This is a genomic window from Massilia sp. DJPM01, from assembly GCF_030348125.1.
GTDB classification, from domain to species: Bacteria; Pseudomonadota; Gammaproteobacteria; order Burkholderiales; family Burkholderiaceae_D; genus Telluria_A; species Telluria_A frigida.
Genome location: NZ_JAQOZV010000008.1, coordinates 59,677 through 81,263 on the forward strand (window position 1 = coordinate 59,677; position 21,587 = coordinate 81,263).

The window sequence follows — 21,587 nt, forward strand, 5'->3', positions numbered from 1 at the left end:
GGGAGTGAGGCCGGTCAGGTCTTGCCGACCGACAGCATGCGCTCGACGTAGCGGGCGATCAGGTCGATTTCCAGGTTGACCTTGCTGCCTGCACGCAAATGCTTGAGCGTGGTGACGGAAATCGTGTGCGGAATCAGGTTGATCGAGAAACGGCACAGCTTGCCCGATGCGGCATCCAGGTCTTCCACCCGGTTGACCGTGAGCGAGACGCCGTTGATGACGACCGAGCCCTTGAAAGCGAGGAATTTGGCCAGGTCGTGCGGGGCGTCGATGACCAGTTCCCACGATTCGCCCACGGCCTCGAAGCGGTGTACCTGCCCCAGTCCGTCGACGTGGCCCGACACCAGGTGGCCGCCCAGGCGCTCGGCCAGGGTCAGCGCTTTTTCGAGGTTGACTTCGCCGGGCGCGTCGAGGCCGACCGTGCAGTTGAGGCTTTCGCGCGAGACGTCGACGCTGAAGGCGGCATCTGTCTTGGCGACCACGGTCATGCAAGCGCCGTTGATGGCGATCGAGTCGCCCAGGGCGACATCGGCCAGCGGCAGGCCGCCGCCATCGATATCGAGCCGGACGCCCGCCTCAAGGCCGCCTTCGAGTGCCTGGACGGAGCTGATCTTGCCGACGGCGGCGACGATTCCTGTAAACATGCTGGTCTATTCCTTGGTGTGGGTAAAGCGGGCGAGGATGCGCAGATCCTCGCCCAGCGGGTGAACATTATGAAAGCGCAGGCGTTGTTGCTGGTCGAGGCTGCTCAAGGCGGGCAGCGCGAACATGCCCTGGGCTTCGCCGAGCAGGCTCGGCGCCAGGTAGACGAGCAATTCGTCGACGCAGCCCTCGCGGATCATCGATCCGCCCAGCTTGGCGCCGGCTTCGACGTGCAGTTCGTTGATGTCGCGCCGGCCCAGTTCGCGCATCAGGGCCGGCAGGTCGACCTTGCCGGCTTCGTTGGGCAGCAGGATGACGTCGTGGCCGGCGGCGCGCAGCACGGCTTCCCGGGCGGGATCGGGCACGGCGGCCACGATCCAGCAGGGGGCGCCAGCCAGCACGCGGGCGGCGGGATCGATCTCGAGCCGGCTATCGACGATGATGCGGCGCGGCTGGCGCGGTGTATCGACGCCGCGCACGGTCAGTTGCGGGTCGTCGGCCTTGACGGTGCCGATGCCGGTGAGAATGGCGCAGGCGCGCGCGCGCCAGGCGTGGCCGTCGGCACGCGCCTCGGGTCCGGTAATCCATTGGCTGGCGCCATTGTGCAGGGCTGTCATGCCGTCGAGGCTGGCGGCGGTCTTGAGGCGGACCCAGGGAACGCCGCGCTGCATGCGCGACAGGAAGCCGACATTGAGTTCGCGCGCTTCGGCCTCATGCAAGCCGGCACTGACGGCGATACCGGCGGCAGCCAGCTTGGCCAGCCCCTGGCCCGCGACCAGGGGATTGGGGTCGACCATGGCGGCGACCACGCGGCCCAGGCCGGCCCGCACCAGGGCGTCGGAGCATGGCGGGGTGCGCCCGTAATGGTTGCACGGTTCCAGGGTGACGTAAGCGGTGGCGCCGCGCACGTCGTGGCCACGGGCCTCGGCGTCGCGCAGGGCCTCGATTTCGGCGTGGGCCTGGCCTGCCGGTTGCGTGTGCCCGGCGCCGATCACCACGCCGTCGCGCACGATGACGCAGCCGACCCTCGGATTGGGCGAGGTCGTGTACAGCCCTTTGGCGGCCCAGTCGAGGGCCAGTGTCATGGCGGCAGAATCGGTAAGTAGTTGCACGGATATCCCAGCGTAAGTGGCTGACCGAGATTTTACGCCAAGACAGGCATTCCCGCCCGCCGGGTGCACTGGCGGCAACGCTAGGCGCACTGGCGGCAACGCCGGGTGCACTGGTGGCAACGCTAGGCGCACTGGCGGCAACGCTGCGCGCACTGGTGGCAACGCTGCGCGCACTGGTGGCAACGCTGGGCGCACCGGCGGCAACGCTGGCCGACCGGAACTGGCTAAGGCCCCTCCTCTTCGCCGGCGCAGTCGGCGCCGTCGCGCGCGGGGTCGCACACGCGGGCGCGGCCGAGCATATTGATCTTGATGCGGCGCGTCTGCCCGTCCTGGAACAGCGAGAGCGTTCCCCAGCGCGCGGCGGCGCTGCTGGCCGCGCTGCAACTGCGTCCGGCAGGGTTGTAGGCCAGGTAGTCAGGCAATTTCTGGCTGCTGAACACGGCGCTGACCACGATGCCGTTACCGACCGGGCCGTGCATGGAAATCAGTTCGTCGGCGGCGCCGGGACGGCGGTCGGCGTCGCGGTCGACAAATGCCACCCAGCCCAGGCTCCAGTCGGCGCCGCCAGGATCGGCCGGCGCCAGCATGACGCGCTGGCCGCGCGCCATGGCTTGCGTGCGGGTCAGGCCGATGGCGCCGGCGAGGTCGTTCACCGCCGCGTTGAGCCGGTAGTGGCGCAGCAGCGCGCGCACGTCCGGCATGACGACGGCGAGCACGATGGCGGCGATGCACAGCACCGTCATCAGCTCGACCAGCGAGAAGGCAGGCACGCGGCCCGCCCGGGCATGGTTCATGGCCAGCAGCCAGCGGCGCTGCCGCTGGCCGTGTGTTCGCCCATGCTGCTGAGCGTCAAGGTTTTGCAATCGCCATCGCGGAAGGTGGAGTCGACCCGGTCGGTGCCGGGAATGGCTTCGATGATGATGCAGCGCGTAATCGGCTGTCCCTCGCAGGCGTGCCCGCGCAACTCGTAGGCGCTGGACTTGGCGCTGCCGCCGGACCACCACTTGAAGTATCCCTGCTCCGGGTTGCCGGCGTCGGCCGAGAACGCCAGGTAGCGGTTGTGCCGGGTGAAATAGCGCTCCTGCTTTTGCATCAGTTCCAGCAGGACCGCCTGGGCTTCGGCGCGGCGCGCCTTGATGATGAAGTCCTGGTAGCCGGGATAGGCCAGCGCGGCCAGTACGACGACGATCGTCATCACGATCATCGTTTCGATCAGGGTAAAGCCTTGACTGCGTTTCATAGCCGACTCCCTTCGCTCAAGTGATTATTTTTTCTTGCTTGCGTCGTGCAGGTCTTGCCAGTTGGGTATTTCGCGCCAGCCCAGGCGGCGCGACGGGAACCGGACGACGACCTGCTGCGCCGGCGCAGCCTTGCCGCCTTCCTGCGGACGCACGATGGCGTAGGTGTGGGCCGCCTCGGCGCGTCCGGTGGCCGTGCGCACGCCCGTGCTGGCGCTCATTACAATCATCATCGGCGCCATGCCGGCCAGGGCGGTGTAGCGCTCGCCCGTGCTTTCCCCGGAGCGGGCCAGGCCGTCGGCGCCGATGGCGAAGCCGCTCAGCGCGTCGATCACATAGCTGCGCGACGCTGGCGCGGTGCACAGGTCGGCGCCGGGCAGCAAGGTGTCGACGATCAGCGTTCCAGCCCTGGACAGCGGGCTGCCGGCGACCCGTTCGCCGTCCAGCGCGGTCTGGGAGAAATCGAAAAACCAGCCCAGGGCAGCGGCCGGCCCGCCCAGCTCGGCATGCGCGCCCGTGACCGCGTAGCGCGCCGTGCCGGTCAGGGTGCGCGGCACAAGCCGGGCGCGCGACAGCGGCGGAGACGGCTTGCCAGCAACATCGTGCACGGCGTAAAACGATTGCGGCAGGAAACTGCTGCGCTGGGTATCGGCCAGTTCGAGGAATTTGCCGGTGCCGAACAGGACCAGGTAGCCGCCGCCGGGAGCGAACACAACGCGGGGCGCGTGCGCGATGGGCTGGCGCCGGCCACCCGCGTCGCGCGCGTCGAACAGGGGCGAGACGGCCGAACCCCATGGCGCCGGCCCGCTGAAATCGACACGCCACAGCCGCCCCTGCAAGTCGCCAGCGTAGGCGTGGCGCACACTGGCGTCGCCCGCCATGGCCAGCGCCGGGGGCGACAGCGCGTTGGCCAGTGCCGGGTCGGACGCCGGGGCGTCGAAGCGGTAGTAATTGACGCCGCGCCGCCAGCGCTGCGAGGCCGGCTTGTCGGGCGCGAGCAGGAACAGCGCACCGTCGCCATCGGCGCTGCCGTTGTTGATGCCGCTGGCCACGACGACAAAGTCGCGGTACTGGGGCACGCCCTCCCTGACGGCGGTGCGAAAGCGCGCGACCAGCGGCGGCGCGGCCACGTGGCCCATGGCCGGGTCGTCGCGCTCGGTAAACTCCCACAGCGCGCCCAGGCCGGCCTGGAAGGCGGACGGGTCGGAGATATCGAGCGCAAACACACCGCGCGCGCCCATGCCCATGCCGGACGCGAGAATGGTACGCCAGCGCCCGTCCACCAGCGCTTCGCCGCTACCGGCGCTGGCGTCGACATAAGGCCGGTGGCGGTAGCCCGGACTGGCGAGGAGCGGCAGCGCCGGCAATAGCGCATTGGGCACGTAGGCGAACAGTTCGGCGCCGCTGGCCGCGTCGAAGGCGTGCAGCATGCCGTCGTTGGCACCGACGTAGGCCACGCTGCGCCGCGCCTGGTGGCGCCGGTGGAAATCGGCATACGCCGGGTCGGAACGCGATGCCGGCGGCGGGCCGACCAGCAAGGGCACGCTGTGAACGATGTCGCCGAGCACGCCCGCGCGGCGACGGAACACGCCGCCCGGGCGCCCTGCTTCCCTGCCGCGTTCGCCGCGCAGGAAGGCGGTGCGCGCTTCGCCCAGTCCGTCCGCCGCGCCACCGGCAAGGGGAACGTCGAGCAGCGTGCGCGATTCCTGCGGCAGGCTGGGCCATTCAAAAGGGATCGTGACCGTCTTGTCCGGCCGGTAGTCCAGCGTGTAGATCTTGCGCGCCGCCGGGTTCAAGGGCGGCAGCGGCGGAACCGCGCCGGCATTCCCGCCCAGCAGGTCGGATGCGTCCCAGTCCGGGGCCGGCGCGATGGCCGGCTCGCCGCCCTTGCCAATGGCTAGCGCGTGGCGTTGCAGGCTGCCGCTACCGGTCGCCAGATCATGGCTGGCCTGGAGGATGTAGCTGCGTCCCTTGCTTACCGGGCCGACGACGGCGGCGCCTGGCGTCGCGCCGCCACTTGCGCCGGCAGCGGCGAACAGGGCGTCGATGGCGGGACCGATCGCCTGCGCGTCCCTGGCGGCAAAAAAGCCCGCCGGACTGCTGCCGTCGGCGCTCCATTCGGTATTGTCGTGCCGGTCGCCGCTGGTGATGAAGGGATTGCCATCGTCGTTGCGGTCGTTGAAGGCGCCGTATTTGGCGGCCAGGTAAAGCGCGCTGGCGCCATTGCCCGCCTCCTTGCCCGATGCAGCGCCGAGTTCGAGCGCGATGCTGCTGACCGTGACCGGCTTGTCGCGCCGGATCGGGTTGGTGTGCGCCCAGTAGGCCGCGCCTGCCAGGTACAGGCTGCCCGCGCCATCGGGGCCGTCGCTGCGCAGGTCGAGTCCGCTCAAGTCCGGCCTGGGCGTGCCATTGCCGAAAGCGCCGCTGCGGTCGGCTTCCATGTCGCCCACGCGGCGGGTGGCCTGCATGACGTCGAAGCGAACCGGCCCGAAGGTGTCGGCGGCGCGCGCGGCATCGTTGCCGTCAGTCCGGGTGTTGCCGGGAACATGGCGGTCGTCAATGAAGGCGGCGTGGCCGATGGTGGCGATCACGTTGCGCTGGCAGGCGGCGCCGACCGGATCGGCCCGGCTCGACCATGCCGGCAAGCCATCGCCGGGCGCGGCGGCAGTGCCCGGTTCGCGCCCCTGCAAATAGCGCAGGGCTTCGTCATACAGTTCTGCCCCGGGATCGCTGGCGGCGTAGCTGCCGGCAGTGGCAGGCTGGCTCCTGCCCGCCAGGTTGACGGACATGATCGTGCCGCTGGCCGCGCCGCTGCCCCGGTCGGGATTGGGTACCAGCACGCCCGTCAAGGCACTCCATTCGGCGCGCTGGTTGGCCTGCGCTTCGTAGCGCGGCGCGTCGAAGGCGGTCTCGCCGATGAACTTGAGCGGCGCGCGCAGGACGCCGCCATCGGGCGCCCTCTCCTTCTCGCGCGCGGCGGCCGGGTACGCCATCAGGCCGATGCGCGCCGCCCCCGCATGCCGCTGCAGCGCCCCTTCCGGCTTGAAGGCGGCCCCGTATGGACGGCACAAGCCGGGCCGGCTGGCGCTGTCGTCGGCGCCGCAGACGCGTACGCGCGCCAGAAATTCGCCATGGAACTTGTCGGACACCAGCCGCGTGCCTCCGGCGCCGTAACGGGGTGCGTCGCACTTGCTGCCTTTGCTGGTGCCGCTGAACAGCACCCGGTTGCGGCACGACACGATGTACAAGTCGGCGTTGCCGAACGGGGTCAGCGCCGCACTGTGCACCGCTGCCAGCTTCTTGCGCGGAAAGTGTCGCGGATGGGCGTAGAAATCAGGATGCGGTGCGCCATCGGGCAGCCACGCGCGCTGCAGCACGGTGATGCCGGGCTCGTCGACGACGCGGTCGCCGCCAGTCAGGCCCAGCCGCACGAGGTCGAGGGTGGATGCCGTGGCCCAGTTGAGCAGATTGCCGCTGAACCCGGCGCCGCCGCAGCCGTGCTGCGCATCGGCCTGCCCCATGGGCGAAAAATATCCCTGGCGCTCGTCCAGGTCGGGCTCGCGCACTGAGCGCGAACGCGCTTTGCTCGGGTACTGGTAGCACAGGCGCGGGTTGAAGTAGCCAGGATAGGCTAGCCCTTCCGCATACTCGCCACGGTAAGCCGCGCCGGCATCCTCGAACGTGAGCGACAGGTTGAGCAGCAGGTTGGGCGGCAAGCGGCCGGGCGCGCCGAGCACGCCGTCGGGCAGCACCAGCGGCGGCGCGGCCGATGCCAGGCAGGCGCCGCAGACGAGCACGAGTGCCAGCAGATGGCGAAGGCAGGCAGGCAGCGGCCTCATGGCGCCTCCTCCGCCGCATCCTTGAGGTAGAACGATTGCAGCACTACCCGGGTGGCGTCGAGCGCGCCGAAGCCGACGGCAGTGATGCGGTAGAAGTTGGCCGGCGGACGGGCGGCGTCGGCGCCGGCCTGGGTGTGCGGCAACAGTTCGATCAGGTAGCGCGGCAATTTCAGCGGCAGCGTGCCTTTGCCCGACGGCAGCTGCGCGCCCGTGAAGCGGCCGTATCCGACCCCGCCCGGCAGCGGCCCGTCATTGCCCGACAGATCGACGTTTTGCCACGCCGGCTGCCCGGGCACGTGCCGGCACAGGCCGGCGTTGACCTCGGCTTCGGCCCCGCAGCCGTCAACGAAGCCGAGCGCGCTGCCGCGGGCAAACAGCGCCGCGCGCGCCGACAGGGGATCGCTGCCGCCTTCGATATCGTACTCGGCATCGGCCAGCGCCGACTCGGCTGCCTGGAAGGCGATGTGCCGGTCGCGTTCGTGGCGGGCGGATTTTTCGCCGTCGAGCGCGCTGCGGGCGGCGGACACGCCGATGATCATCAGCGCCAGCAGCACGAACAGGGCCGTCAGCATGACGGCGCCACCATGGCGGGCGGAAGGACAGGGAGCGCGGGGCATGGTGGCTCACAGGGCCGCATTGCGCAGCACGATGGTGGTGGCGAAGCTGCGCCGTTCGCGCCAGCGCAACGCAGGCGGCATGCGCGCTTCATCGGGCCGGGTACCGGGATCGGCTGCGCCGCCGTAGCCGGCACCGAACAGGTCGAACGCCTGGGACTCGCGCTCGGGCGCGCCGCGCCGGGCACCGTGCAGCAGCAGCGCCACCTTGATGCTGGCCACCCGCTTCCAGTGGGTTTTACGGCGCAAGTCTTGCTCGCGCTCGGCCGGACTGGCGCCATCGAGCGCCAGGGCGGCGTCGAGCGCGTTGACGGCGCCGGCGCTGAGATACTGGTTGGGCAAGCCATCGGCCGGCGCGTCGGTGTCGAGGCCGTACAGCACCTGGAACGTGTCGACGCCCGCCACCAGCGCATCGCTGCGCCAGTTGTTCTGCCCCCGGTATTTGCAGCGCAGTTCAGCCGCGCCACCCGCCGCCGGCGCGACGTAGAAAATGCTCCAGCCTTCGCTGCCGGCACCCACGCCGAAGCCGGCGCAACTGAGCATGCTGGCATCGCCCTCGGCGCCCTCGCCCACGCCGTCGAAACGCAGCGCCAGCACGTCGCTGCCGTTGATGCCGCCCGGGCGCGCACCGGCGATGCCGGCCCCGCCGCCAAGCCCATGGTCGTCCAGTCCGCCGATGCGGGCGGCGGCGCTGGCCGGCGACGGCGGCGCGTCTTCACGGTCGAGGTCGACAAAAGCGCCCTGGCGCGCCGCGCGTTCGATGGCGTCCAGCGCAAAGCGGCCGGCGTCGTCCACCCGCGCCAGGTCGTCCTGGGCGGCGTAGCCGGTCTGGGCCGACACCAGCACGGAAGCCGCAGCCAGTGAAACAAGCAGGCCGAGCAGCAGCGCGACCAGCAATTCCACCAGGGTCAGGCCGGCCTGGCGCCATCCGCGCCGCAACGCCGCATGTGCGCTCATGGCGCACCCGTGCCGAGCATCAGCGCCACGGCAGGCGCCGATGGTGCGCCGGGGGCGGCATCGGCGGCGCCGTCGGCCCGCCTGGCGCGCCAGCCGAGCTTGATCACCACGGGCGCGCCGGGCGCGCCGGCGCACTCCCAGGCCAATGCCCGGCGCCCGTCATCCCACACGGTGGCGTCGCGGCAGACCGCGATGCGGCCACCGGGGAAACCCGCGTGCAGCGCGGCCACCGTGTCGGCGATGTCGAACTGGGCCAGCTGGGCGCTGCTGCACGAGCCCGCGCCGTAGCAGCCGGCGGGCGCGGGCGGCGGCGTGCCGTCCGCCGCATCGTAGCGCAGTTGCAGGTAGGGGTTGCCGAGATCGTCGCGCCGCATCTGGCCGGCATTGGCCTGCATGCGTTCGGCCAGGCTGGTGGCCAGTTGCACCCCGCGCGACATGAGACTGATTCCCTGGCGCGTACGCAGCGCCGCGACCTGGAGGCCGAGCGCGCCCAGGATGCCGACGGCGAGCAGCAGTACCGCCACCAGCACTTCGGTCAGCGTGAATCCGCCGGCGACAGGTTTTCGCAGTAAGCGCATGACTCCCCCGCAACGTTGAACAGACACGTCCGGTCATGACGCCGCGGCCCGGCAGGCAGGGCTGCACGGTTGCGTGGACGGGTGATCTGGATCGCTTGGGAGCTACGTTAACAGCGGTGGGTGCAAACGCGCATGGCCTGCCTCAAGCGTGTGAGCCGAACTATTTGCGTGGTTTGCGCTCGTGGCCTACTTCGGCAATGGCTTCCTGGAACTCGGCCAGGTCTTCGAAGTTTTTATACACGGACGCGAAGCGGATGTAGGCGATCTTGTCGAGGCGTTTCAGTTCCTGCATGACCAGCTCGCCCACGTGGCCGGTATCGACCTCGCGCTGTCCGCTGGTGAGCAGTTTTTCCTCGATCGAGGCGACTGCGCTGTCGATCGCTTCGGCCGACACCGGCCGCTTGCGCAGCGCCAGCATCAGGCTGCCGCGCAGCTTGCCCGAGGCGTACTCGGTGCGGCTGCCGTTTTTCTTGACCATGATCGGCATCGACAATTCGATCCGCTCATAGGTTGTGAAGCGCTTGTCGCACTTGACGCAGCGGCGCCGGCGCCGGATCGAATCGCCCTCCTCGGATACACGCGTATCGAGCACTTGCGTGTCTTCATGCTGACAGAAAGGACATTTCATGGGGCGCCGGGCTTGCTGTGAAAGGACGTGAGCTTACATCAAGCCGCGTAAACCGGGTACTTGTCGGTCAGCTTCTTGACTTCGGCCTTGACCCGTTCGACCACGGCGGCATCATTCGGGTTGTCGAGGATGTCCGCGATCAGGTTGCCGACCGTGGTCGCATCTTCTTCCTTGAAGCCGCGCGTGGTGAAGGCCGGGCTGCCGAGGCGGATGCCGGAAGTGACGAACGGTTTTTGCGGATCGTTCGGGATGCCGTTCTTGTTGCAGGTCATGTGGGCGGCGCCCAGCAAGGCTTCGGCTTCCTTGCCGGTCAGGTTCTTGGCGCGCAGGTCGACCAGCATCACGTGCGATTCGGTGCGGCCGGACACGATGCGCAGGCCGCGCGCGATCAGCGCCTTGGCCAGCGCGTCGGCGTTCTTGACAACCTGCTTCTGGTATTCGGTGAACGAGGGCTCCAGCGCTTCCTTGAAGGCGACCGCCTTGCCGGCAATCACGTGCATCAGCGGGCCGCCCTGGATGCCGGGGAAGATCGCCGAATTGATGGCCTTTTCGTGCTCGGCCTTCATCAGGATGATGCCGCCGCGCGGGCCGCGCAGCGATTTGTGCGTGGTCGAGGTGACGAAGTCGGCGTGCGGTACCGGGTTCGGGTACACACCGGCGGCGATCAGGCCGGCGTAGTGCGCCATGTCGACCATGAAGTACGCGCCCACGGCCTTGGCTACCTTGGCGAAGCGCTCGAAATCGATCTTGAGCGAGAACGCCGAGGCGCCGGCGATGATCATTTTTGGCTTGTGCTCATGCGCAAGACGCTCCATGGCCTCGTAGTCGATGTCTTCCTGTTCGGTCAGGCCGTAGGACACCACATTGAACCACTTGCCCGACATGTTCAGCGCCATGCCGTGGGTCAGGTGGCCGCCTTCGGCCAGCGACATGCCCATGATGGTGTCGCCCGGCTTGAGCATGGCGAAGAACACGCCCTGGTTGGCCTGGGAGCCGGAGTTCGGCTGCACGTTGGCCGCTTCGGCGCCGAACAGTTGTTTGACACGGTCGATCGCCAGTTGTTCCGCGACGTCGACGAATTCGCAGCCGCCGTAGTAGCGCTTGCCCGGATAGCCTTCGGCATACTTGTTGGTCAGCTGCGAGCCCTGGGCTTGCATGACCGCTGGCGAGGTGTAGTTTTCGGACGCGATCAGTTCGATGTGATCTTGCTGGCGTGCGTTTTCCTTCTGGATTGCACCCCACAGTTCCGGGTCAACATGGGCCAGCGTGTGTTCTTTTGAAAACATGAAAAAACTCCAATCGATAAGAGTGCGAGGCACCTGATTGCAAGGATCGAATGAGGGGAGCCGTCGGAAATGGAACAGGCAGCCTCATCGTGCGCTTCCATCGGTGGCTGCCCAGGCGAACGGCTGATGAAATCTCACGTTCCCCGGTGGATGCCCACCTTTCGCCGCCAGGCAGCAATGCGCCGCGACTTTTCGCCAGTTACGTGAGACATAATGGAGCCCAAATTGTAAGTTAAGTCCCCGATTAGGGCAAGGAATGGGATTGCCTAAATGGCAGGTAGCGGCCATTCCAGTCACTTCGACTACAATTGAGCACAGCCTCGCACTTCTTCAGGACACTACCATGATCGTTTTTATCACCGGCGCCTCCGCCGGCTTCGGCGCCGAAATGGCGCGTACCTTCGTCAACAGCGGCCATCAGGTCGTGATCAGCGGGCGCCGCAAGGACCGCCTCGACGCCCTGGCAGCCGAACTGGGCGACCTGGCTTTGCCGATCGTCATGGATGTCACCTGCAAGGAATCGATCAATGAAGCCTTGTCGATGCTGCCGCAGTCGTGGCGCCAGGTCGATGTGCTGATCAACAATGCCGGGCTGGCGCTCGGCACGCAGCCGGCCCACGAAGCCCCGCTGGCCGACTGGGAAACCATGATCGCGACCAATTGCACCGGGCTGGTGACGATGACGCGCGCCGTGCTGCCGGCCATGGTCGAGCGCGGCAGCGGGCTGATCATCAACCTGGGATCGGTGGCGGGCCACTATCCCTACCCGGGCGGCAATGTGTACGGGGCGACCAAGGCGTTTGTCGACCAGTTCACGCTCAACCTGCGCGCCGACCTGGCGGGGACCGGCGTGCGCGCGACCAACCTGGCGCCGGGATTGTGCGGCGGGACCGAGTTTTCCAACGTGCGCTTCAAGGGCGACGAGGCCGCCGCCGCCAAGGTGTATGAAGGCACGGTGCCGCTGACGGCCAAGGATATCGCGGCGACGGTATTCTGGATCGCCACCCTGCCGCCGCATATGAATATCAATACGATCGAGATGATGCCGACTTGCCAGGGGTTTTCGCCGTTTGCGATCAAGCGGACCTGAGGCCCCTCCACCCCCACATCGTTCCTGGCACTGCCAGAAACGGCTACCCGCGCCAAGGCGGCACTCGGCGGGCACGACGCGGCGCGGCAAGTAACACAACTACACCCCATGTAAGCGATTGTTACAGAACTTGGCACTTCGTTATCACTCACGTCTACTTGTGCCCCACCCAACCCGCGCCGGGTCATGTTTATGTACGCTTGCGTACATTTATGGCCCGGAAATCGCGTAAAATGTTTCCGATATTCATTTATGGCAAATCAAATGCCCTCAGTATTCAGTTGGCCGGTACGGGTCTATTACGAAGACACCGATGCCGGCGGCATCGTCTTTTACGCGAATTACCTCAAATTCTTCGAACGTGCGCGCACCGAGTGGCTGCGCGCGGCCAATGTCGGCCAACAGGCGCTGCGCGACCAGGAAGGCGCGATCTTCGTCGTCAAGAACGCCAGCATCGACTATCACGCGCCAGCCCGGCTCGATGATGCATTAAACTTGACATTGAGTATAGAAAAACTGGGGCATGCATCGGTCCTGTTCCTCCAGCAAGCCTGGCACGGCGATGTCTTGCTGGCCAGCGCACGGGTCAAGGTTGCTTGCGTCGATGCCGCAACGCTGCGTCCACGCGCCCTGCCCGAGGCCACCGCTGCTAAAATGCGTGCCGCCTGACACTTCACACCTAGAAAAATCCAACGCCCATGAATGCAGCCCAAGACCTTTCCTTTCTCGCCCTGATCGGTAACGCGCACCTGATCGTGCAATTGATCATGGCACTCTTGCTGGGCCTGTCCATCATGAGCTGGACCTATATCTTCCGCAAAGCCTTCGCCGTGCGCGCCGCCCGTCAGCAGACCGAACAGTTCGAGCGCAGCTTCTGGGCCGGCGGCAACCTGCACACCCTGCACCAGAACGCCAGCACCACGCGCGAGCAAAGCGGCGCGCTGGCACGCATCTTCGAAGCCGGCATGGGCGAGTTCATCAAGGGCAAGCAAGCCTCTTCCCAGCGCGATCCGCTCGATACCGGCGCCGTGCTCGATGGCGCCCGGCGCGCCATGCGCGCCGCCTTCCAGCGCGAACTCGACGGCCTCGACTCGCACCTGAACTTCCTGGCCTCGGTCGGTTCGGTCTCGCCCTACATCGGCCTGCTCGGCACCGTGTGGGGCATCATGAACGCCTTCCGCGGCCTGGCCAACGTGCAGCAAGCGACCCTGGCGGCGGTTGCGCCCGGCATTGCCGAAGCGCTGATCGCGACCGCCATCGGCCTGTTCGCGGCCATTCCGGCCGTGGTCGCGTACAACCGCTTCACGCACGATATCGACCGCCTGGCCATCCGCTTCGAGAGCTTCGTCGAAGAATTCTCGAACATCTTGCAGCGCCAGTCGCGCTGATCGGAGTCACTGATGGCCTCGTTTTCCAGCAGCCTGCGCGGCGGACGCAAACGCAAGTTCAAGTCCGAAATCAACGTCGTTCCCTACATCGACGTGATGCTGGTGTTGCTGATCATTTTCATGGTCGTGCCGCCCGCCAATAGTCCGAGCGTGATCAACCTGCCGAGCGCGGAGAAATCCGCGCTGCCGCCGGACGACTATATCCAGATCGTGCTCAAGCCCAACGCCAGCCTGAGCATCGGCGTGAACGGCAAGAACAGCGCCGCGCCCGAGGAGCTGCCGAACCGCGCCGCCGTGCTGCGCCGCCTGCGCAGCTTGCATGGCGAGCATCCCGAGTATCCGGTCATGATTGCCGGCGACCGCGACAGCAAGTACGACGACGTGATCCAGCTCATTTCCGAAGCGAAGAAGATGGGCATCAACCGGGTCGGCCTTGCCACCAAGTGAAGACGATGGCGCCCCTCCCCCCCGCCGCCCACGCTGGCGGCCCTTACATTGTTCCGCCGGAGCCGAGCCGCACCCCGGCCATCCTGCTGGCGCTGGCGGTGCACGCCGGCTTGCTGCTGTTCCTGTGGGCCGGCATCAGCTGGCAGAATGTCGCCCCGACCACGACCGAGGCTGAAGTGTGGGACATGCAAGTGCGTGAAGCCGGCCCGGCCGCGCCCGACGAGCCGCCACCACCGCCGCGCGTGGTGAAACCGGTGGAGCCGCCCAAGCCGGTGGAAAAGGCCGTGGAGAAAGCGGTCGAGAAACCCGTCGAAAAGCCGCCGGCCGTCAAGCCGCCGGACATCGCGCTCGAACGCGAAAAGAAGCTCAAGGAACAGAAGCTCAAGCAGGATCAGCGCCTGGCCGAGGAAAAGCGCGAGCTCGAGAAAGCCCGCAAGGAGTTGGCCGAACAGAAGAAGCGCGACGAGCAAAAGAAACTGGCCGACGAGAAGAAACTCGACGAGCAAAAGAAATTGGCCGAGCAGAAGAAGCACGACCAGAAGAAGCACGAGCAGGACAAGGCGGAACAGGACAAGCTGGCCGACAAGCTGGCCCAGGACAAAGCGGCCAAGGCCGACAAAGCGGCCAAGGACAAGAAACTGGCCGAAGAGAAGAAGAAACTCGACCAGTTGCGCGATGCCGAAATGCGCCGCATCACGGGCGGCCCCGGCGGCCCCGGCGACAACGATCACAAAACCGCACCGAAAGGCGACCCGAGCTACTTCGGCGCGATCGGTGCCAAGATCAAGAGCAACCTGAATTACACGGGCAGCACCAGCATGGCCGGCGATCCGGAAGCGGTGTACCAGATCGAACAATGGCCGACCGGCGAAATCAAGTCGGTCAAGAAGATCAAAAGCAGTGGCGTGCCGGCGTACGACCTGGCGGTGGAAAACGCGATTGCCAAATCGTCCCCGCTGCCACGGAAAAAAGATGGTACGGTAGATCGTTCAGTTCCCGCGGCATTCAAATTGAAGGAAACCCAGAAAAACCATGACTAAACTCAGCACACTGATCCTGACCGGGGCCCTGATCACCGGTTCGTCGGCCTACGCGCAAATGCGCGTGGAAGTCATCGGCGTCGGCAGCAACCAGATTCCGATCGCCGTTGCCGCCTTCGCCGAAGAAGGCGTGGCGCCGGCCCAGATTTCGGCCATCATCCGCGCCGACCTCGAACGCAGCGGCATGTTCAAGATCATCGACGCCGGCAGCACCCTGTCGGAAACCTCGCCGATCGATTACAGCCAGTGGAAATCGCGCGGCGCCGATGCGCTGGTGGTGGGCAGCGTGCAAAAGCTGGCCGATGGCCGCTTTGAAGTGCGCTACAAGCTGCACGACACCATCAAGACCAACCAGTTGTCGAGCCTGACCCAGGCCGCGCAGCCGAAATACACGCGCCTGTCGGCCCACAAGATCGCCGACGATATTTACGAGAAGCTGACCGGCAGCCGGGGCGCCTTCGCCACCCGCGTCGCGTACGTCAATGAAAACCGCGGCGCGCGCGATTACCGCCTCGAAATCGCCGATGCCGATGGCGAAGCGGTGCAGGTGGCGGTGCGCTCGAACGAACCGATCATTTCGCCATCGTGGTCGCCGGACGGCACCAAGGTCGCCTACGTCTCGTTTGAAAAACGCAAGCCGATCATCTACGTCCAGGACCTGGTGACGGGCGGACGCAAGATCGTGGTCAATGAAAAGGGCAGCAATTCGGCGCCATCCTGGTCGCCCGACGGCACCCGCCTGACGGTGGCGCTGTCGAAAGACGGCCATACCCAGGTCTACGTGGTGGGCATCGATGGCAGCGGCCTGCGGCGCGTCTCGAACAGTAACGGCATCGATACCGAACCGCAGTTTTCGGCCGACGGCCAGACCATCTATTTCACGAGCGACCGCAGTGGCGGCCCGCAAATCTACAAAATGCCTGTCGGCGGCGGCAATGCACAGCGCATGACCTTCAATGGCAGTTACAATATCAGCCCGCGCGTCTCCTCGGACGGCAAGACCCTGGCCTGGGTATCCCAGCGTGACGGTGGCTATTCCCTCTATGCGATGGACCTGGCCAGCGGCCAGGAACTGCGCCTGGCCGATGCGGCCACCGAACCGAGTTTTTCGCCCAACGGCAAATACATCATGTACGCAACCAAAGGCGGCGGCCGTACTTCGCTGGCTGTGGTGTCGGTCGATGGAAGGGTCAAGCAGCGCTTAACAACCCAGGCAGGAAACATCAGGGAGCCCAACTGGGGTCCCTTCATGAAGTAAAACGAAGTCCAAACGTCATTCACGTCATTTTTAACACCGACCAGGAGAACAACCAATGCGCAATTTCAAAAGCCTAGCAGTCATCGTCACGAGCGCCGCCCTGCTCTCAGCCTGCAACACGCCAGTCAAGGAAACCCCGACCCCGGTGACCGAGCGTCCAGTCGTCGCCAAGCCTGACGTTGCCGCCGACAAGCGCGACGTCAACCCGGTCGAGACCGGCTCGGTCGATCCGCTCAACGATCCAAAAGGCGCTTTGGCAGCCCGCAGCGTCTACTTCGACCTCGACAGCTATGTCGTGCGCGAAGATGGCAAGCCGATCGTCGAAAACCACGCCGGCTACCTGAGCAAGAACAAAGGCCGCAAGATCATCATCCAGGGCAATACCGATGAACGCGGCGGCACCGAGTACAATCTGGCGCTGGGCCAGAAACGTGCCGAAGCCGTGCGCAAGTCGATGGCCTCGCTGGGCGTGGCCGAGTCGCAGATGGAAGCGGTCTCGCTGGGCGAAGAAAAGCCAAAAGCAACCGGTGGCGGCGAAGCGGCATGGACGGAAAACCGTCGTGCCGATATCGTCTATTAATCGCTTGCCGTAAGCGGCATCCGGACCATCGGGGCGGCGCGCAGTGCGAACTGTGCCCCGCCCCGCTGACCTTGCGCGGCCCTGTTTTGCCGCCCGGGTCCCGTGGTTTTCAGTTTCAACGGTTTTGAAAGAGTCACGATCATGATCACACTGTCCAAGTCCCGCATTGCCGCCGCCTGTGTCGCGCTGGCCGCCTGGATGCCGCTGCAAGGCCACGCCGGCCTGCTCGACGACGATGAAGCGCGCAAGGCGATCCTCGACCTGCGCGCCAAGGTCGAGAACCTGACGCGCGAGCTCAACGCCCGCATCGACACCAAGGCCGACCGCAGCAGCGCGCTCGACATGGTGAACCAGCAGGAACAGGCCCTGTCCGAGATTGCCAAACTGCGCGGCCAGGTGGAAGTGCTGAGCAATGAACTGAGCAATGCCCAGAAGCGCCAGAAGGATTTATACGGCGACCTCGACGAGCGCTTGCGCAAGCTCGAACCGCGCCAGGTGACCATCGACGGGCGCGAGGCGGCGGTCGACCCGAACGAGCAGCGCTCCTACGATGCGGCCATGGTCCTGTTCAAGGGCGGCGACTACAAAACGGCGGCAACGGCGCTGGGCGAGTTCGTGCGCCGCTATCCGGCCTCGGGCTATGCCGCCAACGCCCAATACTGGCTGGGCAACGCCTACTACGCGCTGCGCGACTACAAGAGTGCGATTTCGGCGCAGGAAGTGGTGGTCAGCCAGTACCGCGACAGCGCCAAGGCGCCGGACGCCATCCTCAACATCGCCAGCAGCTATACCGAGTTGAAAGATATCAAGAACGCCAAGAAGGCCCTCAAGGAACTGGTGCTCAAGTATCCGGACTCGAGCGCGGCGCAAGCGGCCAAAGACCGGCTGGCGGTGCTTAAATAGCAGCGTGATGTAACACTGCGGTAAAAAATGTATGCAGGGGCATTTGACAGAAGCACGGATGCCCCCTATAATCTTGCTTCTTCGGGTCGTTAGCTCAGCTGGTAGAGCAGCGGACTTTTAATCCGTTGGTCGCAGGTTCGAATCCCGCACGGCCTACCACGAATACAGCAGTACAGATCAGGGTTAGTGAGCGCAAGCTCCCTAACCCTTTTTTGCGCCCGCTCAAAAAATATTCGCCAATTGGGGAACCGCGTTGCAGCGCAGAGCTACATTTCAGGGCCGCGCTGCGCCAACGTATTGCTTCACGATCGTGTCATACGAGCTGTTGGCGCGGATGATCTTCAGGCCGGCATTGAAGGCGTCGCGCACGCGCGCGTCGCGAAATACCGCCTTGCGCGGGCTTTCAGGGAAAATCCTGTGATAGGTCACCGCCTGCGTGGAATCGATCTGCGGTTCGAGCTTGTCGCTGAAGTAGCGAAAAATCAAGCGATCTCCCACCACCACATCGACCCTTCCCATGAAGAGCAGCTTGTTTTGGGTGATCTGGGATGGCAATTCCCTATAGTCCGAATGGCCGCTCACGACCAAACCAAAGCGATCACCTAGAACCATGCTGGCATTCTGGAATGCCGCCACCGAATAGTTGGACAAATCCTCAATTTGCCGAAGTTTCAAGTTGCGACTGGTGAGCGTGGTCGCGACGTTTTGGTAAACGATGTAAGTGTCAGTAAAGTAATCTTGGCCACCGACTCCTTCCGTCGTCGAGAGCATGCCGTCGAGCTGGCCGGCACGCAGCATCGCCAGCGCGCGCGTCTGCGGCAACATCTGGCCAACCAGCTTGTAGCCGCCGGCCGCCAGCGCCTGTTTGGCGATGTCGTAATCGAGGCCCGCCGTACCCGATTCCATGATGTAGGGTGGCTTCGACAGACCCATGCCGACATTCACTTCCTGCAATCTCAATTCTTGTGCGCGCGCCGTGCCGCCCAGCGCGCCAACGCAAGCGATGGCAAGCAGGATGACAAAGAGCGACCATTTTCCCGGTTGCGCTCGCAACTGTGGTGTATGCTGAAACAGCATGCCGCCCCCCAAAAAGCTGTGGATGATAGCCATCACAATATACCAAGCCGAGTGAAATTTATACTCTCATGGCATTGTATCGCGACGATCTTTGGCAACACAATCCAGCAATGGGCCGCTTGCCTCGCACTTGGAAAATGGACAAGTACAGGTGGACGGAAACAATTCAGGGCCACATCAAATCTGGGGAATATTCAGGAGGCGAAAGCACTCCTTCAGGGTGAAAGGTGTCCAAGAATAGTCGGAAATATTCCCCACGTTTTTCGCTGAAAGCCGGTATCCATGCGGCTCCTTGATCAATTGCATCGCGGACTTTTAATCCCTTGGTCGCAGGTTCGCATCCCGCACGGCCTACCACGAATACAGCAGTAAAGAAAAAGAGGCATCCGCCCTCCTCCTGCTCAGTGCCTGCGGTGGTGGTGGAAGTGGTGGCAATGGCGGCACGACCCCGCCCGTATCGAACAATGGCGGCACCCCACCCGTAGGGGGCGATGCCGGCACGCCGCCAGCATCGAACGGATGGCTGCAATTTTCGCCTGCCAGCATCAGCATCACCGCCTTCCAGGGCCGGCCCGACGACATCAAGCTCAGCGCCCGGGCCAGCAGTAACATTTCACAGAACGCGCGCATCGCCATCGTCGACAGCAAGGGCGTGATCAGCACGGACGTGTCGATCAACAAGACCAGCGAGCTCGACTACAAGCTTGTGCTCCAGCTGGCCGACACGCTGGCGCCGGGCCGCCACGACAGCAGGATCGAAGGACGTCTGTGCGAGGACAGTCCTGCCATCTGCGCCAAGCCCTTCGACGGCTCGCCCTGGTATGTTCCGCTGGCGGTGGACGTCAAGCCGGCACCAAGCTGAGCGCCTTGAGCGACGTAGCGCAACTGGGCGACTGGTCTGGGCTGCGCGGCAACGCGGCCCACACCGCCACGGTCCAGATTGTCGGCCGCGCGTGCATATGCCGGCCACGCCGTCAATATGCATGCTGCTCGTGAATATTGGAGAGAATTTTCCGGCATGGCCGGCGTAGAGTAGCTGGGTCTTGGAACATTTTCAACTGACACAACACATTGGAAAGAATTGCTTTCTACACCCTTGGAGGAAGACGATGAGTACGAACGGCATGAACACCTTTTCCCTGCACAGCGCGGATACCGCCGCGCTGTCCACCATTGCTACGCTGAAAAGTGAAGTCCAAGGCGCGGCCACTCACGCCTTCGCCGGTGCGCCGGGAATCCATGCGCTCGATCCGGAAACGGCGGCGCGCCGTTACCTGAACAGCGCATTGGCCAGTCCCGCGATCCCGTCATTCACCGCCCCCAAGGCCAACCAGGTGGGTAGCGAATTCAAGAGCATTGGCGCGGAAACGGTGCCGCTCACCGACACCGTCACCGTCAAGTTCCGGCAGAACCTGAACAAGATTCCCGTCTACGGTTCGCTGGTGACCGTGGAGTTGGACGGCCAAAATGAATTGATCGGGATTGACTCGGCGTTGGGCACGCCGCAGGGGGTCGACCCATTGGCCAAACTGGCGCCGGCCGATGCCGCGGCAATCGTGCAGAACCATAGCGGCTATCAAAAAGAGTTGGCCGGGATCGTGCCGCGCCTGAACTATTATTTTGACCAGAATCAGGAAAAATGGCGCCTGGTGTTCATGTTCGAAGATGTGCCTGTGGTTCCCACGACCAAGGTGGCAGGGCAAAAAGCGCCGGTGTTGATGGATTACTTTGTCGATGCCCACGACGGCGATGTCGTGGCAGAGTTCCCCCGCACGCCGGCTGCCGGCGCCTCGGTCAGCGCAGTCGACGATTTTGGCGTACAACGCCAGTTCCGCGTGGAGGCGAATGACGGCGTCAAGACCCTGTTCGACGCCGAGCTGAACGTGCAAACCTACGATTTTGAATTCCGCGACCCGGTGCTGGCTTCGGAGCAGTTGCCAGGCGACGCCATCCAGGCTGGCGCCAGCGATTTTTCCGGCAGTGCGGTCAGCGCCCACGCCAATGCGTGCGAGGTATCGCGCTACATGCGCGAAGTACTGAAGCGCTCCAATATCGACAACCAAAACGGTCGCATGACCTCCAGCATCAATTGCGTTGACGGCAGCGACTCTCCGGACGGCAAGCAGTGGCTGAATGCATTCTGGAACGGCAGTCAGATGGTCTACGGACAGCGGATCGATGGTGCCGCCGACATGTTGTCCATGTCAGCGGCACTCGACGTGGTAGCGCACGAAATGTTCCATGGTGTAACGGACAAGACCTCCCGCCTGGTGTACGCGCAGCAGTCCGGCGCCCTGAACGAATCCTATTCGGATATTTTCGGCATTATTATCAACAACCAGCAGGAGCCGGATGCCCGCCTGTGGAACTGGGCGCTAGGCGGCGGGCTGTTGCCAGGCGGCGATCCGTTCCGGGATCTCAGCAATCCAGGCAAATTTGGCCAGCCCGAGCATATGACAAACTATAAGAAATTGCCCAACACGCGCGCCGGCGATTATGAAGGCGTCCACACCAACAGCGGCATCCACAACAAGGCTGCGTACAATATGCTCACTGGCACCGGAGGCGACGCCAAACCGGTACTCAAACCGCGTGAAGTGGCGGCAGTATTCTACCTGGCACTGACACAACACCTGGCGCCCACGTCGCAATTTCGTGACAGCCGCAACGGTGTGTTGAGCAGCGCACGCAGCCTGTTCCGCAAGGACCCGCCTGCGGAGCGTGAACTGAAACTGAAGGTGATCGGCGACGCATTCTCGCAAGTGGGCGTCGGCTGAAGCTCTGCGGCACTGCGCGGCTCGGTTGCTCCACCTGGCAGGTCAAGCCAGGCAAACGCCGCGCAGATCGTTTCAATAGCGTGTCTCGTTTTGACATGCGTTGACGGGACAACGCAATTTTCGGCCCCATTTT

The 21,587-nt window shown here is 64.9% G+C and carries 22 protein-coding genes, 1 tRNA gene and 1 riboswitch; of the genes, 11 read left to right on the plus strand and 12 right to left on the minus strand.

Going from position 1 to position 21,587, the window contains the following annotated elements; translation table 11 throughout:
- Positions 1-14 precede the first annotated feature (14 nt).
- The 10 genes from PO883_RS07770 to glyA form a co-directional block, all read right to left on the minus strand.
- On the minus strand, positions 15-644 hold the full coding sequence (locus tag PO883_RS07770; RefSeq protein WP_289309239.1) for a riboflavin synthase: 630 nt from the start codon (positions 642-644) through the stop codon (positions 15-17).
- A 6-nt stretch (positions 645-650) separates the two neighbouring features.
- A complete protein-coding gene (ribD, locus tag PO883_RS07775) occupies positions 651-1,727 on the minus strand; it encodes a bifunctional diaminohydroxyphosphoribosylaminopyrimidine deaminase/5-amino-6-(5-phosphoribosylamino)uracil reductase RibD (protein ID WP_289309328.1) in 1,077 nt (358 codons plus the stop codon).
- Between the two features lie 251 nt (positions 1,728-1,978).
- On the minus strand, positions 1,979-2,548 hold the full coding sequence (locus PO883_RS07780) for a GspH/FimT family pseudopilin (protein ID WP_289309240.1): 570 nt from the start codon (positions 2,546-2,548) through the stop codon (positions 1,979-1,981).
- Positions 2,545-2,994: a type IV pilin protein gene (locus PO883_RS07785; RefSeq protein ID WP_289309241.1), complete on the minus strand. Its 450-nt coding sequence runs from the start codon at positions 2,992-2,994 to the stop codon at positions 2,545-2,547. The genes PO883_RS07780 and PO883_RS07785 overlap by 4 nt, the downstream gene beginning before the upstream one ends.
- 24 nt (positions 2,995-3,018) lie before the next feature.
- Complete coding sequence (locus PO883_RS07790) at positions 3,019-6,831, minus strand: pilus assembly protein (RefSeq protein WP_289309242.1); 3,813 nt, start codon at positions 6,829-6,831, stop codon at positions 3,019-3,021.
- Positions 6,828-7,403, minus strand: a complete 576-nt coding sequence (locus PO883_RS07795; RefSeq protein WP_289309243.1) for a PilX N-terminal domain-containing pilus assembly protein — start codon at positions 7,401-7,403, stop codon at positions 6,828-6,830. The genes PO883_RS07790 and PO883_RS07795 overlap by 4 nt, the downstream gene beginning before the upstream one ends.
- A 51-nt stretch (positions 7,404-7,454) precedes the next feature.
- Positions 7,455-8,402: a PilW family protein gene (locus PO883_RS07800; RefSeq protein WP_289309244.1), complete on the minus strand. Its 948-nt coding sequence runs from the start codon at positions 8,400-8,402 to the stop codon at positions 7,455-7,457.
- Positions 8,399-8,980, minus strand: a complete 582-nt coding sequence (gene pilV / locus PO883_RS07805; RefSeq protein WP_289309245.1) for a type IV pilus modification protein PilV — start codon at positions 8,978-8,980, stop codon at positions 8,399-8,401. Before pilV ends, PO883_RS07800 begins: the two co-directional genes overlap by 4 nt.
- 160 nt (positions 8,981-9,140) lie before the next feature.
- Positions 9,141-9,608, minus strand: coding sequence for a transcriptional regulator NrdR (nrdR, locus tag PO883_RS07810; protein WP_167091421.1), 468 nt, complete (start codon positions 9,606-9,608; stop codon positions 9,141-9,143).
- A gap of 38 nt (positions 9,609-9,646) precedes the next feature.
- Positions 9,647-10,894, minus strand: a complete 1,248-nt coding sequence (gene glyA / locus PO883_RS07815; RefSeq protein ID WP_289309246.1) for a serine hydroxymethyltransferase — start codon at positions 10,892-10,894, stop codon at positions 9,647-9,649.
- A 102-nt stretch (positions 10,895-10,996) separates the two neighbouring features.
- Positions 10,997-11,107, minus strand: a riboswitch (ZMP/ZTP riboswitch).
- Between the two features lie 130 nt (positions 11,108-11,237).
- Here glyA and PO883_RS07820 point away from each other — a divergent pair.
- From PO883_RS07820 to PO883_RS07860, 9 genes are all read left to right on the plus strand, one after another.
- Positions 11,238-11,984, plus strand: coding sequence for an SDR family oxidoreductase (locus tag PO883_RS07820; RefSeq protein WP_289309247.1), 747 nt, complete (start codon positions 11,238-11,240; stop codon positions 11,982-11,984).
- Positions 11,985-12,248: 264 nt separating this feature from the next.
- Positions 12,249-12,653: a tol-pal system-associated acyl-CoA thioesterase gene (gene ybgC / locus PO883_RS07825; protein WP_289309248.1), complete on the plus strand. Its 405-nt coding sequence runs from the start codon at positions 12,249-12,251 to the stop codon at positions 12,651-12,653.
- A gap of 29 nt (positions 12,654-12,682) precedes the next feature.
- Positions 12,683-13,372, plus strand: a complete 690-nt coding sequence (gene tolQ, locus PO883_RS07830; protein ID WP_054263555.1) for a protein TolQ — start codon at positions 12,683-12,685, stop codon at positions 13,370-13,372.
- Positions 13,373-13,384: 12 nt separating this feature from the next.
- Positions 13,385-13,819, plus strand: a complete 435-nt coding sequence (locus PO883_RS07835) for an ExbD/TolR family protein (protein WP_289309249.1) — start codon at positions 13,385-13,387, stop codon at positions 13,817-13,819.
- A 5-nt stretch (positions 13,820-13,824) separates the two neighbouring features.
- Positions 13,825-14,859: a cell envelope integrity protein TolA gene (tolA, locus tag PO883_RS07840; protein ID WP_289309250.1), complete on the plus strand. Its 1,035-nt coding sequence runs from the start codon at positions 13,825-13,827 to the stop codon at positions 14,857-14,859.
- Positions 14,852-16,117, plus strand: a complete 1,266-nt coding sequence (gene tolB / locus PO883_RS07845) for a Tol-Pal system beta propeller repeat protein TolB (RefSeq protein WP_289309251.1) — start codon at positions 14,852-14,854, stop codon at positions 16,115-16,117. Before tolA ends, tolB begins: the two co-directional genes overlap by 8 nt.
- 55 nt (positions 16,118-16,172) lie before the next feature.
- The gene (pal, locus tag PO883_RS07850) at positions 16,173-16,697 is read left to right on the plus strand and encodes a peptidoglycan-associated lipoprotein Pal (RefSeq protein ID WP_289309252.1); all 525 of its coding nucleotides are present in this window, start codon (positions 16,173-16,175) and stop codon (positions 16,695-16,697) included.
- Positions 16,698-16,838: 141 nt separating this feature from the next.
- A complete protein-coding gene (gene ybgF, locus PO883_RS07855; protein WP_167091445.1) occupies positions 16,839-17,600 on the plus strand; it encodes a tol-pal system protein YbgF in 762 nt (253 codons plus the stop codon).
- Between the two features lie 83 nt (positions 17,601-17,683).
- Positions 17,684-17,759 (plus strand) — tRNA-Lys (locus PO883_RS07860).
- 114 nt (positions 17,760-17,873) lie between these two features.
- Here PO883_RS07860 and PO883_RS07865 read toward each other — a convergent pair.
- Together PO883_RS07865 and PO883_RS07870 are read right to left on the minus strand one after the other, a co-directional pair.
- A complete protein-coding gene (locus tag PO883_RS07865) occupies positions 17,874-18,710 on the minus strand; it encodes an ABC transporter substrate-binding protein (RefSeq protein ID WP_289309253.1) in 837 nt (278 codons plus the stop codon).
- A 318-nt stretch (positions 18,711-19,028) separates the two neighbouring features.
- Positions 19,029-19,340, minus strand: coding sequence for a hypothetical protein (locus PO883_RS07870; protein ID WP_289309254.1), 312 nt, complete (start codon positions 19,338-19,340; stop codon positions 19,029-19,031).
- On the opposite strand from PO883_RS07870, the gene PO883_RS07875 reads away from it, so the two are divergent.
- Together PO883_RS07875 and PO883_RS07880 are read left to right on the plus strand one after the other, a co-directional pair.
- Positions 19,330-19,539: a hypothetical protein gene (locus PO883_RS07875; RefSeq protein ID WP_289309255.1), complete on the plus strand. Its 210-nt coding sequence runs from the start codon at positions 19,330-19,332 to the stop codon at positions 19,537-19,539. The genes PO883_RS07870 and PO883_RS07875 overlap by 11 nt on opposite strands.
- Before the next feature lie 262 nt (positions 19,540-19,801).
- Positions 19,802-21,454 carry a M4 family metallopeptidase gene (locus PO883_RS07880; protein WP_289309256.1) on the plus strand — a complete coding sequence of 551 codons (1,653 nt, stop codon included), beginning with the start codon at positions 19,802-19,804 and terminating at the stop codon, positions 21,452-21,454.
- The last annotated feature ends 133 nt before the right edge of the window (positions 21,455-21,587 follow it).

Bases quoted from the DNA above. Each gene is read 5' to 3' on its own strand.
- PO883_RS07770 (WP_289309239.1), bottom strand. From the start codon at position 644: ATGTTTACAGGAATCGTCGCCGCCGTCGGCAAGATCAGCTCCGTCCAG.
- ribD (WP_289309328.1), bottom strand. From the start codon at position 1,727: ATGACACTGGCCCTCGACTGGGCCGCCAAAGGGCTGTACACGACCTCG.
- PO883_RS07780 (WP_289309240.1), bottom strand. From the start codon at position 2,548: ATGAACCATGCCCGGGCGGGCCGCGTGCCTGCCTTCTCGCTGGTCGAG.
- PO883_RS07785 (WP_289309241.1), bottom strand. From the start codon at position 2,994: ATGAAACGCAGTCAAGGCTTTACCCTGATCGAAACGATGATCGTGATG.
- PO883_RS07790 (WP_289309242.1), bottom strand. From the start codon at position 6,831: ATGAGGCCGCTGCCTGCCTGCCTTCGCCATCTGCTGGCACTCGTGCTC.
- PO883_RS07795 (WP_289309243.1), bottom strand. From the start codon at position 7,403: ATGCTGACGGCCCTGTTCGTGCTGCTGGCGCTGATGATCATCGGCGTG.
- PO883_RS07800 (WP_289309244.1), bottom strand. From the start codon at position 8,402: ATGAGCGCACATGCGGCGTTGCGGCGCGGATGGCGCCAGGCCGGCCTG.
- pilV (WP_289309245.1), bottom strand. From the start codon at position 8,980: ATGCGCTTACTGCGAAAACCTGTCGCCGGCGGATTCACGCTGACCGAA.
- nrdR (WP_167091421.1), bottom strand. From the start codon at position 9,608: ATGAAATGTCCTTTCTGTCAGCATGAAGACACGCAAGTGCTCGATACG.
- glyA (WP_289309246.1), bottom strand. From the start codon at position 10,894: ATGTTTTCAAAAGAACACACGCTGGCCCATGTTGACCCGGAACTGTGG.
- PO883_RS07820 (WP_289309247.1), top strand. From the start codon at position 11,238: ATGATCGTTTTTATCACCGGCGCCTCCGCCGGCTTCGGCGCCGAAATG.
- ybgC (WP_289309248.1), top strand. From the start codon at position 12,249: ATGCCCTCAGTATTCAGTTGGCCGGTACGGGTCTATTACGAAGACACC.
- tolQ (WP_054263555.1), top strand. From the start codon at position 12,683: ATGAATGCAGCCCAAGACCTTTCCTTTCTCGCCCTGATCGGTAACGCG.
- PO883_RS07835 (WP_289309249.1), top strand. From the start codon at position 13,385: ATGGCCTCGTTTTCCAGCAGCCTGCGCGGCGGACGCAAACGCAAGTTC.
- tolA (WP_289309250.1), top strand. From the start codon at position 13,825: ATGGCGCCCCTCCCCCCCGCCGCCCACGCTGGCGGCCCTTACATTGTT.
- tolB (WP_289309251.1), top strand. From the start codon at position 14,852: ATGACTAAACTCAGCACACTGATCCTGACCGGGGCCCTGATCACCGGT.
- pal (WP_289309252.1), top strand. From the start codon at position 16,173: ATGCGCAATTTCAAAAGCCTAGCAGTCATCGTCACGAGCGCCGCCCTG.
- ybgF (WP_167091445.1), top strand. From the start codon at position 16,839: ATGATCACACTGTCCAAGTCCCGCATTGCCGCCGCCTGTGTCGCGCTG.
- PO883_RS07865 (WP_289309253.1), bottom strand. From the start codon at position 18,710: ATGGCTATCATCCACAGCTTTTTGGGGGGCGGCATGCTGTTTCAGCAT.
- PO883_RS07880 (WP_289309256.1), top strand. From the start codon at position 19,802: ATGAACACCTTTTCCCTGCACAGCGCGGATACCGCCGCGCTGTCCACC.